This window comes from Bradyrhizobium genosp. P, from assembly GCF_049949265.1.
Taxonomy (GTDB): Bacteria; Pseudomonadota; Alphaproteobacteria; order Rhizobiales; family Xanthobacteraceae; genus Bradyrhizobium.
The window spans coordinates 377,697-391,603 of the sequence record NZ_CP188195.1 but is presented as its reverse complement, the minus strand read 5'-3'; the positions used below and the strand labels follow the sequence as shown (position 1 = coordinate 391,603).

General features: G+C 62.4%; 14 protein-coding genes and 1 pseudogene. 8 read left to right on the top strand and 7 right to left on the bottom strand.

The annotated features are described in order from the left end of the window. Positions 1 to 155 precede the first annotated feature (155 nt). From ACP2YO_RS01955 to ACP2YO_RS01945, 3 genes are all read left to right on the top strand, one after another. Entirely contained in the window at positions 156 to 500 is a 345-nt protein-coding gene (locus ACP2YO_RS01955; RefSeq protein WP_426438545.1) for a hypothetical protein, read from the top strand. A 1,365-nt stretch (positions 501 to 1,865) separates the two neighbouring features. Beyond that, complete coding sequence (locus ACP2YO_RS01950; protein WP_426438543.1) at positions 1,866 to 2,204, top strand: DUF1236 domain-containing protein; 339 nt, start codon at positions 1,866 to 1,868, stop codon at positions 2,202 to 2,204. 124 nt (positions 2,205 to 2,328) lie between these two features. Continuing rightward, positions 2,329 to 2,610, top strand: a complete 282-nt coding sequence (locus tag ACP2YO_RS01945; protein ID WP_426438541.1) for a hypothetical protein — start codon at positions 2,329 to 2,331, stop codon at positions 2,608 to 2,610. A gap of 75 nt (positions 2,611 to 2,685) precedes the next feature. Here the strand turns inward: ACP2YO_RS01945 and ACP2YO_RS01940 are convergent, their stop codons facing one another. After that, the gene (locus ACP2YO_RS01940; protein ID WP_426443542.1) at positions 2,686 to 3,576 is read right to left on the bottom strand and encodes a tyrosine-type recombinase/integrase; all 891 of its coding nucleotides are present in this window, start codon (positions 3,574 to 3,576) and stop codon (positions 2,686 to 2,688) included. Positions 3,577 to 3,726: 150 nt separating this feature from the next. Next, a pseudogene (locus tag ACP2YO_RS01935) lies at positions 3,727 to 3,888 on the bottom strand (hypothetical protein); the annotation flags it as partial. A gap of 213 nt (positions 3,889 to 4,101) precedes the next feature. Here ACP2YO_RS01935 and ACP2YO_RS01930 point away from each other — a divergent pair. After that, the gene (locus ACP2YO_RS01930) at positions 4,102 to 4,893 is read left to right on the top strand and encodes a hypothetical protein (RefSeq protein ID WP_426438539.1); all 792 of its coding nucleotides are present in this window, start codon (positions 4,102 to 4,104) and stop codon (positions 4,891 to 4,893) included. A 176-nt stretch (positions 4,894 to 5,069) separates the two neighbouring features. Beyond that, positions 5,070 to 5,480, top strand: a complete 411-nt coding sequence (locus ACP2YO_RS01925; protein WP_426438537.1) for a hypothetical protein — start codon at positions 5,070 to 5,072, stop codon at positions 5,478 to 5,480. Positions 5,481 to 5,597: 117 nt separating this feature from the next. Here ACP2YO_RS01925 and leuB read toward each other — a convergent pair whose 3' ends face one another. Beyond that, the gene (gene leuB / locus ACP2YO_RS01920) at positions 5,598 to 6,710 is read right to left on the bottom strand and encodes a 3-isopropylmalate dehydrogenase (RefSeq protein ID WP_426438535.1); all 1,113 of its coding nucleotides are present in this window, start codon (positions 6,708 to 6,710) and stop codon (positions 5,598 to 5,600) included. A 149-nt stretch (positions 6,711 to 6,859) separates the two neighbouring features. On the opposite strand from leuB, the gene ACP2YO_RS01915 reads away from it, so the two are divergent. Both ACP2YO_RS01915 and ACP2YO_RS01910 read left to right on the top strand, forming a co-directional pair. After that, complete coding sequence (locus tag ACP2YO_RS01915) at positions 6,860 to 7,723, top strand: EamA family transporter (protein ID WP_426438533.1); 864 nt, start codon at positions 6,860 to 6,862, stop codon at positions 7,721 to 7,723. 119 nt (positions 7,724 to 7,842) lie between these two features. After that, complete coding sequence (locus ACP2YO_RS01910; RefSeq protein ID WP_426438531.1) at positions 7,843 to 9,039, top strand: YbfB/YjiJ family MFS transporter; 1,197 nt, start codon at positions 7,843 to 7,845, stop codon at positions 9,037 to 9,039. Between the two features lie 67 nt (positions 9,040 to 9,106). Here ACP2YO_RS01910 and ACP2YO_RS01905 read toward each other — a convergent pair whose 3' ends face one another. The 4 genes from ACP2YO_RS01905 to ACP2YO_RS01890 form a co-directional block, all read right to left on the bottom strand. Further along, complete coding sequence (locus tag ACP2YO_RS01905; RefSeq protein WP_426438529.1) at positions 9,107 to 9,892, bottom strand: molybdopterin-dependent oxidoreductase; 786 nt, start codon at positions 9,890 to 9,892, stop codon at positions 9,107 to 9,109. Between the two features lie 14 nt (positions 9,893 to 9,906). Continuing rightward, complete coding sequence (locus ACP2YO_RS01900) at positions 9,907 to 10,539, bottom strand: cytochrome b/b6 domain-containing protein (protein ID WP_426438527.1); 633 nt, start codon at positions 10,537 to 10,539, stop codon at positions 9,907 to 9,909. A gap of 179 nt (positions 10,540 to 10,718) precedes the next feature. Then, complete coding sequence (locus tag ACP2YO_RS01895) at positions 10,719 to 11,273, bottom strand: fasciclin domain-containing protein (RefSeq protein ID WP_426438525.1); 555 nt, start codon at positions 11,271 to 11,273, stop codon at positions 10,719 to 10,721. A gap of 249 nt (positions 11,274 to 11,522) precedes the next feature. After that, on the bottom strand, positions 11,523 to 12,284 hold the full coding sequence (locus tag ACP2YO_RS01890; protein WP_426438523.1) for an SDR family oxidoreductase: 762 nt from the start codon (positions 12,282 to 12,284) through the stop codon (positions 11,523 to 11,525). Positions 12,285 to 12,370: 86 nt separating this feature from the next. On the opposite strand from ACP2YO_RS01890, the gene ACP2YO_RS01885 reads away from it, so the two are divergent. Continuing rightward, positions 12,371 to 13,900 carry a malonate--CoA ligase gene (locus ACP2YO_RS01885; RefSeq protein ID WP_426438520.1) on the top strand — a complete coding sequence of 510 codons (1,530 nt, stop codon included), beginning with the start codon at positions 12,371 to 12,373 and terminating at the stop codon, positions 13,898 to 13,900. Positions 13,901 to 13,907 lie beyond the last annotated feature (7 nt).

Sequence of the window (13,907 nt, the reverse complement as noted above, 5' to 3'; positions counted from 1 at the left end):
CTCGCCGGGCCACGTAGCGTAGTTGGCCCAGAGCCGTCGCGCCGTTCTCAACCCGGTAGCGGCGGCTTTAGTTTTTGCGCTAGGGACGAAGGGCGAAGCAAGTGAGACTGCTCTCTGTCCTAGCTTGCCCACCTAATCGCATCAGAGAGCGCGCCATGATCACGCGACACCTACTCCCGTGCTTTCTATTGCTGGCAGCAACCTCAACGGCCTTGGCTGGAACACCGCAAACGGTGTTGGGACTGGGCACGCATTCTTGCGGCACGTGGACAGCGAACCATTCCAAAGACAATGAAGAGGCTTATGCTGAGGATCAGTGGGTGCTCGGTTTCCTGTCGGCAAGAAACGGCCCTGACAACTCCGACTTCTTGAAAACAATGGATGCGCCCGGGATACTCGCCGCAATGAGCAAGTACTGCGGTTCGTATCCGCTTGAGGCCATCTTCGAAGCGGCAGCGGGCCTTTCGGTCGAGCTAAAACGGCGGATGAAAAGCAACTAACGCCTGACGGGGTTAGATCACTGGCAAAGCATGTTTTCGTTTGTTGAGATCGTCGCGGCTACCGACAGCACCATCGGCCAACTTTGTTGGCTGGCCGGAACCGGCCTCATCGAACATGTAGACTGGACTTGGGAATGGCGAGACGGCGGGAGAGCAGCGTTCAAGTTCAAGGACGAATTGCAAGTGATGAATTTCCGCGCGAGGCGTTTCCTATGGGAGCGCTTTAATGCAAGATAGCTTTGCAATGGTCCTGCGATGGCACCGGCAGCCGCCTTCATCTTTGCGAAGGACCTAGCCAGGGAATATGATCTTGACGGAGAGCCGTCATAAGCAGGCGCACTTGAGATGCACGCTGTGTGAAGATTGCGGCTGGGTCTGCGAAAACCATCCCAATCGGCCGTGGGAAGGCGAACACGCCTGCACATGCGGCGGGGCCGGCGCGCCCTGCCCTTGGTGCAACCGGCCGGCGGATGGTGAAGCGCCGCGCATGCCGGATGGCTACCGGCCGACCGACAAAGAGGGCTGGCGTCATTAGCAAGCGGCCGGACTGGAAACGCCGCTTCACAGACGCCATCGTTCTGCCCGATGGCCGAAAGCTCGTGACCCTACTCGACGCGGCGAACTACGCGATGACGAACGTGACTTGGGTCACGGCGAACTTCTAAGGCCGCACATAAGGTCCCTCCTATCGCCGGAATGATCCGGTTTGCAAGGGAGAGCGAAGATGTCCAAGTCTGTTGTTGCTGTTTGCGTCACCATCGCACTTTTGTCAGGGTCGCCGGCTTTCGCAGGTGGCCACGGTGGCGGCGGAGGTATGGGCGGCGGCGGAGGAATGGTCCGCAGTGAAGGCGGGCACTCATTCGCGCCACTCGCGACACCTGTTCGCGATCATCGCGGTTCTGCGCAGGGAGAAGGCGGAGCATCCGTGACCAACACGCCGAGCGCTGACCATCGCATGATCATCGCGCCCCTTTGCCCAAAGTGCAGCGCTCTGATGGTGCTGGCCGATCGTCGCCGCCCCCGACGCGCCAGATTTGAACTCCAAACGTTCGAATGCCCTCAGTGCGAATACGCGAGGATTGTGGAGGTAGCCGATCCGCTGGAGAAGGCAGCCGGTTGGGTCGCGTCACGCGAATTGAAGCGGCCTGAGTAAGCAGGTCGGTACCGACCCAAGTGCACTGGAACCTTTCCGCTTGTGTGTTGTAACTAGGCCGTGCCCCGACATTGCCCAAGGCACACAATCACACGTCCCGAAGCGGCCTCAGTCCTTCCCCACTGAGGCCGTTTCATTTTCTTGGAACCTTGCCAACAGCGGGTGGTTCGTTCTCGCAGGCCGCATCGAGTGGCTGAGGAGGAGGAAGAGCAATGAAGAGCTTGCTGATAGCCGTCGCCGCTGTGCTGGCATCGACCGGCGCATTTGCCCAAAGCACCGTTGTCACGACCGATACCCGACATACGGCCGTTCAAATCGAGCCGCAGTATCGCACGCGCATCCATAGCTACATCACCGAGCACAGCATTCGGCCGGCTGAGACGCGCGAAAAGATCGTTATCGGCTCGCCCGTGCCTCGCGACGTCCAGCTACAGGTGGTGCCTGACGAGTGGGGTCCATCGCTCACCAGATATCGGTACGTCTATTCTGGAGATCGGGTGATGCTGGTCGATCCGGAGACGCGCACCGTGGTTCACGAGGTCGAGGAGTAGAGGAGAAGGTCCACGCGGACCCCCTTGCGCAGCCACCCGAATTTCAATCGCCTGAGGCTAGCGTAGGAACGCCGCCTGGCTTGTGACGTTGAGGCAATGCGCAATCACTGAGGAGGAACCTCTTATGCGAAGTCTGTTACTGGCTAGCGTGTTGGCGGTTGCTGGTTTCATCGCCACGCCGATCTCGGTTGCACCTGCGTCAGCGCAGGTTGCCGTGGATACGCCGTTCGGCGGCGTGGAAGTGGGCCCACAGCGGCGCTATTACCGCGATTACGATCGACCCGCTTATCGGACCTACGGATACGATCGACCCGCCTATCGCGCCTATGACTACGATCGCGGATGCCGCTCCGTCACGATCGAGCGTGACGACGGCTCGGTCCGCAGGGTCCGCCGTTGTGACTAGACACGATTGACCCCGGTGCTCCCACAGAGCATCGGGGTTTTGTTTGAGATGGCTCGGGTAGCAGCTACGGCTTGCTCATGAAGCGGCCCTCATCCCCGTGATCGCGCTCATTGCGTAGTCGCTCCACGCTTGAAGCATCGGCCGCAACGCCTTCAATTGATCGGCCCTGTCGTATCGCTCATACGCGGCCTCGGTAGCGGTGCGGCCAGCCGCATGCGCCTTGGCAAGCTCGCGGAGGTCCTTCGGATAGCCGGCGGCCTTGGCCCACGAGGTAAAGGCGGTGCGCATCCCGTGCACCGTTACAGGGGCATTAGGACGGAGCGAGGCGAGCACGTCATTCAAGGCCGACTTGTGCATCTCTCCGAAGATCAGGCCAGATGGTTTCCGAGGCCCCAGCAAGGCCAGCGCGGCGGCCGACAGCGGCACCGCGTGTTCGTCGCCTTCCTTCATTGATCTCTCTTCCCGGCCGCCGGGGATGATCCAATCACTGCCTACAATCTCGCTCCAGTCTGCCAAGCGAGCTTCCGCGTTGCGGGCGACGGTCATAACCGCGAATGCAAGAGCACGGGCAGCCGGCGAGCTATCGGCGACAAGCTCAGCCATAAGGGCCGGGACACCGTCACGGTGCATCGCTGGCCGTGGCGTGCTCTTCGGAGCGGACGGGATCAACTCTTTGATGATCTCTTTACGGGCCGGGTTCGGGATATCGCCGGACCGGGCCTCTTTCGCAATCCCGTGGTTGATTACGCGTTCGATCCGGCCCCGGAACTTGTCGGCATTGGTGAGGGCATCGCCCCAGCGAGTTCGCAATTCGGTCTCAACGTCCGTATGGGTGATCTCGTCCGCCCATAGCTTACCGAGCGTGCCGGTCTTCAAGAGGCCATAGAGGTGCGGCTCATCGCTCGTCACCTTCCACTCCAACGCCTTCAATTCAATGAAGCTGTCCACGAGATCGGCGAACCGCATGCGCTTCGATGTATCGCTCTTAGGGTCGGCAGCCGGCGCGGCGGAGTTGAGCACGGCAAGGCCCCGGCGCGGGATGCGAGCCCTACGGCGTTCCGCCGCGAAATCTTCGCGAGCGCGACGCGCGGCGGATGGCGACATGTCGGCGGCTGATCCCAGCGAGCGCGTCCGCATCGATCGGCCATCGCGATAGTGAAATAGCCAGATGCCGGAGCCGTTGCGAACGTGAAGGCATAGGCTGTTGCCATCGAAGAGCTTGAAGTTGCGGCCGGATGCTATGGCTTTGGTAACGTCGGTTTGAGACAATCGCGGCATGGGCGAAATCCCCTGTTGTGCACTAACATTTGCACTAACAAGTAGCCGTCCAGCCCTGCTCTATCAAGCCCGCATATGCAACCTGGGCTCCGATCTAAGCACTTGGTAAATAAGTGCATTCTTGTGCAATGGCGTGCATAGTAGGGAAGCGTTTAATCTTCTATGCGAGAAAGCCCATCAAGACAACGTTAGCGTTAGCGTTCGAGCGTTTTGATGCGTCTGTTTCAGGCCAACCGGTCTCCTCCCCATCGTACGGGAATTCCCTCGGCGCTGACGAGTTTCGTCGACGAGGTCTATGCGACGTTCTCCGGACTGTTCGCCTATGCTGGCGCGCTGGCTCTGTTCGGTGTCCTTGGGGTCTATCTATGGCAGCAGCTTCCGGACGCAACGGCGATGGCGCCTGCGGCCGCGAGTTGGAGTCTGGCCAACCGCCCGGTGCCGGCCTTTGCCGTGAGCCGGGTCGATCCGCGCGATAAAACAGAGACTTATGAGATATTTCGGCATCCTGACGGCGGCCGCAAGGACGTTTTCCGTTGGACCGACGCCGAGCATAAGCCCGCCGCCGAGCTGGAGATCTACCGCCCCGGCGGCGAGGCTGCGGAACCGCCGATCGCCGGGATCGCGGCGCAGCTCGATCCGGGCGGCGCGCGCGAGCTCGAAGCCGCAGGGATCATCGACAGCAAGTTCGGCAGCGTCGCTCTTCTAGAACCCGTGGCGCGGGGCGGCGGCCGTGCCTGCCTCGGCTTCTTCAAGCAGGTCGAGGCGCCGAATGTCCGGATTTCCGGCTGGACCTGCCAGCGCGCCAGCCTGCCGGCGCAGCGTGCCGCAATCAGCTGCATGCTCAACCGGCTGACCTTGCTGACCGCGGGCAACGATCCGAAGCTGGCCGAGATATTTGCCCATGCCGAGCTGAGGCGCACGGACTGCGCTACCTCTGGCCCGCCCGCGCTGTCATCGGACTGGGTCATGGGCAGCGAAAATCCGAGGATGCGCGGTGCGCTTTGATGGCGACACCGTGGCAAGACACTGGTTTTCATGAAACTTTTGCGCCACTCTCGGCAATTATGTCCGGCGGTGTGGCGCAATTGACCTAGTGACGCGCCGCCCACCCCGGCTACAATGCGTTCCAATCGATTTTGGCGACGCGCCAGGCCCAACGGGGCCGCAATGACGAGGATGCGATGACCTTCAATCTTTCTGCCGCGAACAAGCTCGTGGTGTTGCTTGCAGCGGCTGCCGTCACCGCAACCGCGTTCGGCGTGACCTCGTCGAGCGCCCAGACCCCGACCAAGCGCGCGCAACAGCAGCAGCAGCAATACGACCGCGACGGCCGCCGCTACTACGGCCCGCAGGGTCCAAACCGCGTCTACCAGCAGGGCCCGCGCACCCGCGTCTACGTCACCACGCGCTCGTGGCTCGATGCCGGCGTCGAAGTGCAGCCGGGCGACCGCAAGTTCACCGACTATGCATTCCCGCCGGATGTCGGCTATCCGTCGTTCGCGCGCGAGAACAACAACCGCCCGATCGATCGCCAGCCGCTCAGCCCGCCGTCCGATCTAGGCGGCTATCCGCGGACATTCCCGCTGTACTGAGCGTTTCAGCGATCTGTTGACGTGAAAATGGCCGGGCTTGTCCCGGCCATTTTTGTTTGAGGGCTTCGCCATTCCGGGGCGATGCGTAGCATCGAACCCGGAATGACAGTGCAGTTTTTACGCGTGCAGCTTCTGCAATTCCTTCAGGATCGCATCGCCCATCTGCGTCGTGGTGACAGCGGTTGTGCCGTCCGACTTGATGTCGGCGGTGCGCAATCCGCTGGCGAGCACCGCCGCGATCGCGGCATCGACCTTGTCGGCGAGATCGCCCATGCCGAAGGAATAGCGCAGCGCCATGCCGAACGACGCGATCATGGCGATCGGATTGGCGAGGCCCTTGCCGGCGATGTCGGGCGCCGAGCCGTGCACCGGCTCATACAATGCCTTGCGCTCCTTGGTCTTGGCGTCGACCTTGCCGAGCGATGCCGACGGCAGCAGGCCGAGCGATCCCGTCAGCATCGCCGCGATGTCGGATAGCATGTCGCCGAACAGATTGTCGGTGACGATGACGTCGAACTGCTTCGGCGTCTTGACGAGGTTCATCGCGCCGGAATCGGCGAGCTGATGCTCCAGCGTGACGTCAGCGTATTCGCGCGCATGCATCTGGGTCATGACCTCGTTCCAGAGCACGCCCGACTTCATGACGTTGCGCTTTTCCATCGACGTCACCTTGTTGCGGCGCTTGCGCGCGAGCTCGAAGGCGACGCGGCCGATGCGCTCGATCTCGTAGGTGTCGTAGACTTGGGTATCGATCGCACGCTTCTGGCCGTTACCGATATCGGTGATGGTCTTCGGCTCGCCGAAATAGACGCCGCCGGTGAGCTCGCGCACGATCATGATGTCGAGGCCCTCGACCGCCTCGCGCTTCAGGCTGGAGGCGTCGGCCAGCGGCGGATAGCACACCGCCGGACGCAGATTGGCGAACAGCTCAAGATCCTTGCGCAGCCGCAACAGGCCCGCCTCGGGGCGCACCTCATAGGGCACGCTGTCCCACTTGGGGCCGCCAACCGCACCAAAGATCACGGCATCGGCCGCAGTCGCCTTGGCCATGTCGCCTTCGGAGATCGACACCTTGTGCGCGTCATAGGCCGAGCCGCCGACCAGCCCCTGCTCGGTCTCGAATTTTGCGATTCCCTGCGCATTCAGCCAGTCGATCACGCGCTGCACCTCGGCCATCACTTCGGGGCCGATGCCGTCACCGGGGAGAAGCAGCAGTTTATGGGTCGCCATGGTCGTTACCTCACTCAATCGGGCATGCCCGTCATCGTCAGGCGCGAGTGCTAAAACGCCCGGGGCGGATTGGCAAGGCGCTCCGGACGGGCTCAAAATGCCCCCGCAAGACCAAACCGCGCCCAGAAGAAGCCAACAAGACGGACCTCATGACCGCAGCCATCGTCTACGCCTTTGCCTCGGCCATTTTCCTTGGCGCCGGGGTCGTTTTGGCGCAACTCGGCCTGCGCACCGTCGAGCCGCTGTCGGGCGCCGCCATCAGCGTCCCCTCCTTCACCCTACTGTTCCTGCTGCTCTCCCCGCTGATCCTGCATGGCGAGCCGGTGGTCTGGCGGGGCCTCCCGGTCTTCATGGCGATCGGCCTGTTCTTCCCGGCGTCGCTGACGCTACTGACCTTCGCATCGAACCGGGCGCTCGGACCAGTGATCACCTCGACGCTGGGCAATCTCGCGCCGCTGTTCGCGGTCACGGCCGCCGTGGTCCTGCTGCACGAGCCGCTGCAGCCGCAACAGCTCATCGGCCTCGTCGTTGCGGTCGCGGGTGCCGCGGTCATCACCGTGACCCGGCCGCGGGACCTCGGCCATTGGCGGAGCTGGGCACTTCTTTTGCCGCTCGGTAGCGCGGTGGTGCGCGGCGTGGTGCCGCCGATCGCCAAGCTCGGGCTGGCGATCTGGCCGAGTCCGCTCTGGGCCTGCCTGGTCGGATACCTTATGTCATCGATCGTGGTGCTCACGGTGCAGCGTCTCCGCAAGGGTAGTTTCATGGTGCAGGCCCCACGTGACGGCCGGTTCTGGTTCACGCTGACCGGGATCAGCAACGGGCTCAGCGCGCTCAGCCTGTTTGCCGCGGTCCGCAACGGCCCGATCACGCTGGTGGCGCCGCTCGCCGCGATCTATCCGCTGGTCACCGTGGCGCTGAGCGCGATGATGCTCAAGCATGTCGAGATCACGATGCGGATCGTCGCCGGAACCGTGCTGACCGTGATCGGCGTGGCGCTCGTGCTGATTGCCTGATCGCCTGATCGCCTGATCGTTCATTTTGCAAGACACCGTTTGCAAGACACTGTTGCCGCCCAAGGCGCTGGGCAGGACCGCCGTGGCCTGCCACAATGGCCGCATTGCCGGAGTGATTTGTGAGAGCCCCCGCCCCCTCCTACGCGCATCCCGCGCGGTTGATCCTCATTTTATCGCTAGCCCCGACGGTCGGTCTCGGCATCGGGCGCTTTGCCTATTCGCTTGTCTTGCCCGATATGCGTGACTCGCTGGCCTGGTCCTATTCGGCTGCCGGCTTCATGAACACGATCAATGCCGCCGGCTACCTGATTGGCGCGCTGGTCGCCTCGCGTGTGATCCAGCGTTTTGGGCTGGTAACATCGGTACGCTGGTCGACGCTGGCCTGCGTCGCGTCGCTCGCACTCTCGGCCATTTCGGGCAATTACGCCGTGCTGAGCTTTGCCCGCCTACTCATCGGTTTTGCCGCCGCGCTCGGGTTTGTCGGCGGAGGCGCGCTTGCGGCAACCATCGCGCATTCGCGGCCGGAACGCGCGAACTTCCTGCTCAGCCTGTTCTATGCGGGGCCCGGCATCGGCATCCTCTTGTCGGGACTGATCGCGCCCTTCGTGCTGCAGGGTTTTGGCGCCGGCTCGTGGTGGATCGTGTGGTGGACGATGACGCTGCTCGCGGTCATCATGACCGTGCCGCTGCTGCTCGCACCGTTCCACGCAGATATCGTCACCGGCGGCATCGTGCGGACAAAATTCGCCGTGCTTCCCGTCCTGATCTACCTCACCGGCTACTTCCTGTTTGGCGCCGGCTATATCGCCTATATGACCTTCATGATCGCCTATGTCCGCGACGGCGGCGGCGGCCCGGCGGCGCAGAGTGCCTTCTGGAGCCTGATCGGCGTCAGCGCCTTCGCGACGCCCTGGGTGTGGCGGCGTGTGCTGGCGCTGGATCGCGGCGGGCTCGCGACCACGATCATCCTCGGCTTCAATGCGCTCGGCGCCAGCCTTCCGATCTTCGGCCACTCACCGCTGTTGCTCGGTGTCTCGGCGCTGGTGTTCGGCGTCGCCTTCTTCGCGGTGGTCGGCTCGACCACCGCTTTCGTCCGCTACAACTACCCACCGGAGTCCTGGCCGACGGCGATCGCCGCGATGACCATCGCCTTCGGCATTGGCCAGACACTCGGCCCGATCGTGGTCGGCGCCATCACCGACGCGGTCGGCAATCTGTCGGTCGCCCTGAACGTCTCGGCCGCGATGCTGGCGTTGGGCGCGTTGCTGTCGGCGTTTCAGAGGAAGGTGGGGCCGAAAGCGGCGAATAGCGGGTAGCGAATTGCGAATAGCTAACAGGAATGCGTTTACCTATTCGCCACTCTCCATTCGCCACTCGCCTCCTTCAACTCCCGCTGAAGGAATTGTAACCCTGATCTTCCCAGTAGCCGCCCTTGTAGTCGTTGGTGACTTCCATCGAGACGACATATTTCGGATTCTTGAAGCCGAGTTTGGTCGGCACGCGGATTTTCATCGGGAAGCCGTAGGCGCGCGGCAGGATCTGGTCGGCGAACTTGAACGTCATCTGGGTCTGCGGATGCAGCGCGGTGCGCATGTCCAGCGGCGAGTTGTAGCCATCCTTGTCGGCACACTGGAACCAGACATATTTTGCGCGCGTGTCGGCACCCACAAGCTTGAGGAAATCGCGCAATGGCGTGCCGGTCCAGCTGCCGATCGCGCTCCAGCCTTCGACGCAGATGTGACGCGTCACCTGCTTCTCCTGCGGCAGCTTGTACAGATCGTCGAGCGTCCAAGACTTCTTGTTCTCGACCAGCCCGCGCACGTCCAGTTTCCAATCCTTGGCTTCGATCTCGGGCGCATCGTCGAGGTCGTAATAGGCATTGAACGGAAACGGCTTGGTGATCATGCTCTCGGGAAAGGTCGGCGCCAGCGCATCGGGATTGAACATCCAGGCCTGGACTGCGTCGTTGAACTTCGAGACCCGCTTCAGCATCTCCTCCGCGGAGGAAGAGTCGATCACGTCGCAGCCAGCCAACAGCGTCAGCGCGCCGAGGCTCGCGCCGGTCGTGATGAAGCGGCGGCGCGTCGGATCCGGCATCGATTTCACGGCGTCGCGCACGAGCAGCTTCTTGTCGACGCCGGGGATCAGCAGTTTGCGAAGTCGACCCATGACAGAACCTTTTTCTAACGACCGATGATCATGGCGCGCAGGCTCTTCGGCACCAGCACCGCGAGCGCGACATGGATCACCAGGAAGGCCACGATTAGCGCCATGCAGGTGAAGTGCACATAGCGCGCGATGTCGTAGCCGCCGAACAGCACCGACAGCCAGTACAATTGGACCGGCTTCCACATCGAGAGGCCCGACAGCACGATGACGACGCCGACGGTGATGATGCCGGCATAGAGCAGCTTCTGCACGGAATTGTACTTGCTGAGGTCGTCATGCGACAGCTTGAAGGTCAGCGCCGCCTTGGCGTCGGAAACGACGCCGCCGGGCGTGATCGGCAGCAGCTTGCGGCGGAAGCGGCCGGTGGCGAAACCGAGGGCCAGGTAGATCAGACCGTTGACCATCAACAGCCACATCGCGGCAAAGTGCCAGAGCAGCGCGCCACCGAGCCAGCCGCCGAGCGTGATGCTGTGGGAGAAGGTAAAGCTGAACAGCGGCGAGGCGTTGTAGATCTGCCAGCCCGACATGATCATCAGAACCATGGCAATCGCATTGGTCCAGTGCAGCGCGCGCACCCAAGCCGGCTGGATCACCTTCGCCGGCGTCGCGGTGGTTGTATGGTCGTCGTTAACGGCAAGGCTCGACATGGGTGCTCTCTGATCGAGGTCGTACCAGCTTATACGCCGGGAACCGTCATTCCGTTACAGATCCATGCGTTATCAGTTTGAGGTAGATCGTCTTTCGCAGTCACAAAAATGCGAGCCGGGAGAGGTCCCGGCTCGCCGTTCCGCCTGTCTTGCTGGGGACTAAACAGGGCTCTCAGGTGTCACGTCGCCGGCATCAGGACGGTGTCGATCACATGGATGACGCCGTTCGACTGGTTGACGTTCGCGATCGTCACCATGGCGGTGCCGCCCTTGGCATCGACGATCCAGACCTTGCCGTCCTGCTTCTTCACGGTGAGTTCCTCGCCCTCGACCGTCTTCAGCTTCTTGCCGTCGGAGAGGTCGGACGCCTCGAGCTTGCCGGGGACCACATGGTAGGTGAGGATCTTGGTCAGCGTCGCCTTGTTCTCGGGCTTCACGAGATTGTCGACGGTTCCAGCGGGCAGCTTGGCGAACGCTGCATTGGTCGGCGCAAACACCGTGAACGGACCCTTGCTTTCCAGGGTGTCGACGAGACCGGCGGCCTTCACCGCGGCAACGAGGGTGGTGTGATCCTTCGAGTTGACGGCATTCTGAATGATGTTCTTCGACGGGAACATCGCAGCGCCGCCGACCATGACAGTCTTTTCCTCGGCGCGCGCAGGGGCGACGACGGTGGCAGTGAGCGCGAGCGCGCTGAAGGCGGCGGCCGCGAGATAGGCAATACGCTTGGACATGGTTTCATCTCCCGATGAGTGAGCTGCCGGCAAGACTTTGCCGGCGATGATGGGGCGGCGACGACACGAGGCGATCGGTGAGTGTGTCGTCGTTGTGCCGAATTACGGGAGGTTCTTGAGTCGGTTTCGCCGGATAATTTATCGTGATGCGTGAAACTAATCGCTGACATCACCGTGCAGCCTGTAACCTGGATGGAACGTCGCGAATCCGGGTTACAGGCTTGATACAAGCTTCAGAGAGTTTTTGGCTTAATCCCGATTATGCGGCGTCTGGATGAAGCCGCGGTTGTGTGTCGGGCTGATCAGGATCTCGTTCATGCAGACCCGCGCGGGCATGCTGGCGACAAAGGCGATGGTACGGCCGCAATCTTCGGGCTGCAGCATCTTGGCCTGCTCGGCCTCGCTCGGCACCACCGGCCGCAGCTTCAGGATCGGGGTAGCGACCTCGCCCGGCGACAGGCAGCAGGCGCGCAGGCCGTTGATGCATTCGTCCATGTTGAAGGAGTGGGTCAGCGCCAGCACCGCGTGCTTCGTCGTGGTGTAGGCCGGTCCTGGCATCTTCGAGACATGACGGCCGGCCCAGGAGGCGACGTTGATGATGCAGCCGTCCTTCTGCTTGCGCATCGTCGGCAGCACCGCGCGCATGCAATAGAGCACGCCGTTGAGATTGACCTCGACGAGCTTGTCCCAGCCTTCCAGTTCCATGTCGGCCCAACTCCGCTTCGGCACATTGATGCCGGCGCTGTTGACCAGCAGGTCGATGCGGCCGTGGCTGGCGACGATCGCCTCAGCCACCTTGTTGACGTCGGCCTTCTTGCTGACGTCGAGCACCATCGCCTCGGCCTTGCCGCCGTTCTTGGCGATGTTGGCGACCACACGATCCAGCTCTTCCTTGCGGCGGCCGGAGACCACCACCGTCCAGCCGTCCGCCGCCAGGAATTCCGCCCCGGACTCACCGATTCCCGTGCCGCCGCCGGTGACCCAGGCCACGCGTTTCCCATGATTTGTCATGCAAACTGTCTCCGTTGCTTTCCGAAGGGCGTTTTTGCTAATCCAGCCGGAGTTTTCCGGCCCTTTCACCCCTCACGGGATGTTGCATGAACACGACTGCCAACGCCAACCTGTTTTCCCGCCTGTTCGACGGCCTTGATGACCCCTCGCGGCTCGCGATCGAGCAGCTCGACGGCAGCCGCATTTCCTATGGCGATCTGATCGCACGCGCCGGCCAGATGGCGAACGTGCTGGTTAACAGGGGCGTCAAGCCGGGGGACCGCGTCGCGGCGCAGACCGAGAAATCCGTTTCCGGCCTCGTGCTTTATCTCGCCACGGTGCGGGCCGGCGGCGTCTACCTGCCGCTCAATACCGCCTACACGCTGAACGAGCTCGAGTACTTCATCACCGACGCCGAGCCGGCGCTCGTGGTCTGCGACCCCTCGAAATTCGATGGCATCACCGCGATCGCCGCAAAGGTGGACGCGAAGGTCGAGACGCTCGATAACACGGGCAAGGGCTCGATCACGGACGCCGCAGACAGGGCGAGCAAGGAATTTGCGACGGTTGCGCGCGGCAATGATGATCTCGCTGCGATCCTCTATACGTCCGGTACCACCGGCCGCTCCAAAGGCGCGATGCTCTCGCACGACAATCTCGCGTCGAACTCGTACTCGCTGGTCGACTACTGGCGCTTCACCGACAAGGACGTGCTGATCCACGCGCTGCCGATCTATCACACCCACGGCCTGTTCGTGGCGAGCAACGTGACGCTGTTCGCGCGGGCTTCGATGATCTTCCTGCCGAAGTTCGATCCGGACCTGATTATCAGGCTGATGGCGCGCGCGACCGTGATGATGGGCGTGCCGACCTTCTACACCCGTCTCTTGCAGAACCCCGGCCTGAACAAAGATTCAACCAAGCACATGCGGTTGTTCATCTCGGGCTCCGCGCCGCTCCTCGCCGATACGCACCGCGAATGGTTCGCCCGCGCCGGTCACGCCGTACTCGAGCGCTACGGCATGACCGAAACCAACATGAACACCTCCAACCCCTATGACGGCGAGCGCGTACCCGGCGCGGTCGGCCGCGCGCTGCCCGGCGTCTCCGTGCGCGTCACCGATCCCGATACGGGCAAGGTGCTGGCGCCGGAAACCATCGGCATGATCGAGGTTAAGGGCCCGAACGTCTTCAAGGGCTACTGGCGGATGCCGGAAAAGACAAAAGCCGAGTTCCGCGAGGACGGCTTTTTCATCACCGGCGATCTCGGCAAGATCGACGATAAGGGCTATGTCCATATCCTCGGCCGCGGCAAGGATCTGGTGATCTCGGGCGGCTTTAACGTCTATCCGAAGGAGATCGAGAGCGAGATCGATGCGATGCCCGGCGTGATCGAATCAGCCGTGATCGGCGTGCCGCATACCGATTTCGGCGAGGGCGTCACCGCCGTCGTGGTCTGCACCAAGGGCGCCGATCTCAGCGAAGCTTCAGTGCTGAAGACGCTCGACGGGCGGCTCGCAAAATTCAAGATGCCCAAGCGCGTTTTTGTCGTCGACGAATTGCCGCGCAACGCGATGGGCAAGGTGCAGAAGAACATTTTGCGGGATACCTACAAAGACATTTATTCGAAGGCATGAGGAAGCG

What these genes read in the sequence shown, in the direction of transcription:
- ACP2YO_RS01915 (WP_426438533.1), top strand. Translation starts at nt 6,860, where the DNA reads ATGACCGCAGCCATCGTCTACGCCTTTGCCTCGGCCATTTTCCTTGGC.
- ACP2YO_RS01930 (WP_426438539.1), top strand. Translation starts at nt 4,102, where the DNA reads ATGCGTCTGTTTCAGGCCAACCGGTCTCCTCCCCATCGTACGGGAATT.
- ACP2YO_RS01885 (WP_426438520.1), top strand. Translation starts at nt 12,371, where the DNA reads ATGAACACGACTGCCAACGCCAACCTGTTTTCCCGCCTGTTCGACGGC.
- ACP2YO_RS01900 (WP_426438527.1), bottom strand. Translation starts at nt 10,539, where the DNA reads ATGTCGAGCCTTGCCGTTAACGACGACCATACAACCACCGCGACGCCG.
- ACP2YO_RS01940 (WP_426443542.1), bottom strand. Translation starts at nt 3,576, where the DNA reads ATGCGGTTCGCCGATCTCGTGGACAGCTTCATTGAATTGAAGGCGTTG.
- ACP2YO_RS01955 (WP_426438545.1), top strand. Translation starts at nt 156, where the DNA reads ATGATCACGCGACACCTACTCCCGTGCTTTCTATTGCTGGCAGCAACC.
- ACP2YO_RS01925 (WP_426438537.1), top strand. Translation starts at nt 5,070, where the DNA reads ATGACCTTCAATCTTTCTGCCGCGAACAAGCTCGTGGTGTTGCTTGCA.
- ACP2YO_RS01890 (WP_426438523.1), bottom strand. Translation starts at nt 12,284, where the DNA reads ATGACAAATCATGGGAAACGCGTGGCCTGGGTCACCGGCGGCGGCACG.
- leuB (WP_426438535.1), bottom strand. Translation starts at nt 6,710, where the DNA reads ATGGCGACCCATAAACTGCTGCTTCTCCCCGGTGACGGCATCGGCCCC.
- ACP2YO_RS01950 (WP_426438543.1), top strand. Translation starts at nt 1,866, where the DNA reads ATGAAGAGCTTGCTGATAGCCGTCGCCGCTGTGCTGGCATCGACCGGC.
- ACP2YO_RS01905 (WP_426438529.1), bottom strand. Translation starts at nt 9,892, where the DNA reads ATGGGTCGACTTCGCAAACTGCTGATCCCCGGCGTCGACAAGAAGCTG.
- ACP2YO_RS01945 (WP_426438541.1), top strand. Translation starts at nt 2,329, where the DNA reads ATGCGAAGTCTGTTACTGGCTAGCGTGTTGGCGGTTGCTGGTTTCATC.
- ACP2YO_RS01895 (WP_426438525.1), bottom strand. Translation starts at nt 11,273, where the DNA reads ATGTCCAAGCGTATTGCCTATCTCGCGGCCGCCGCCTTCAGCGCGCTC.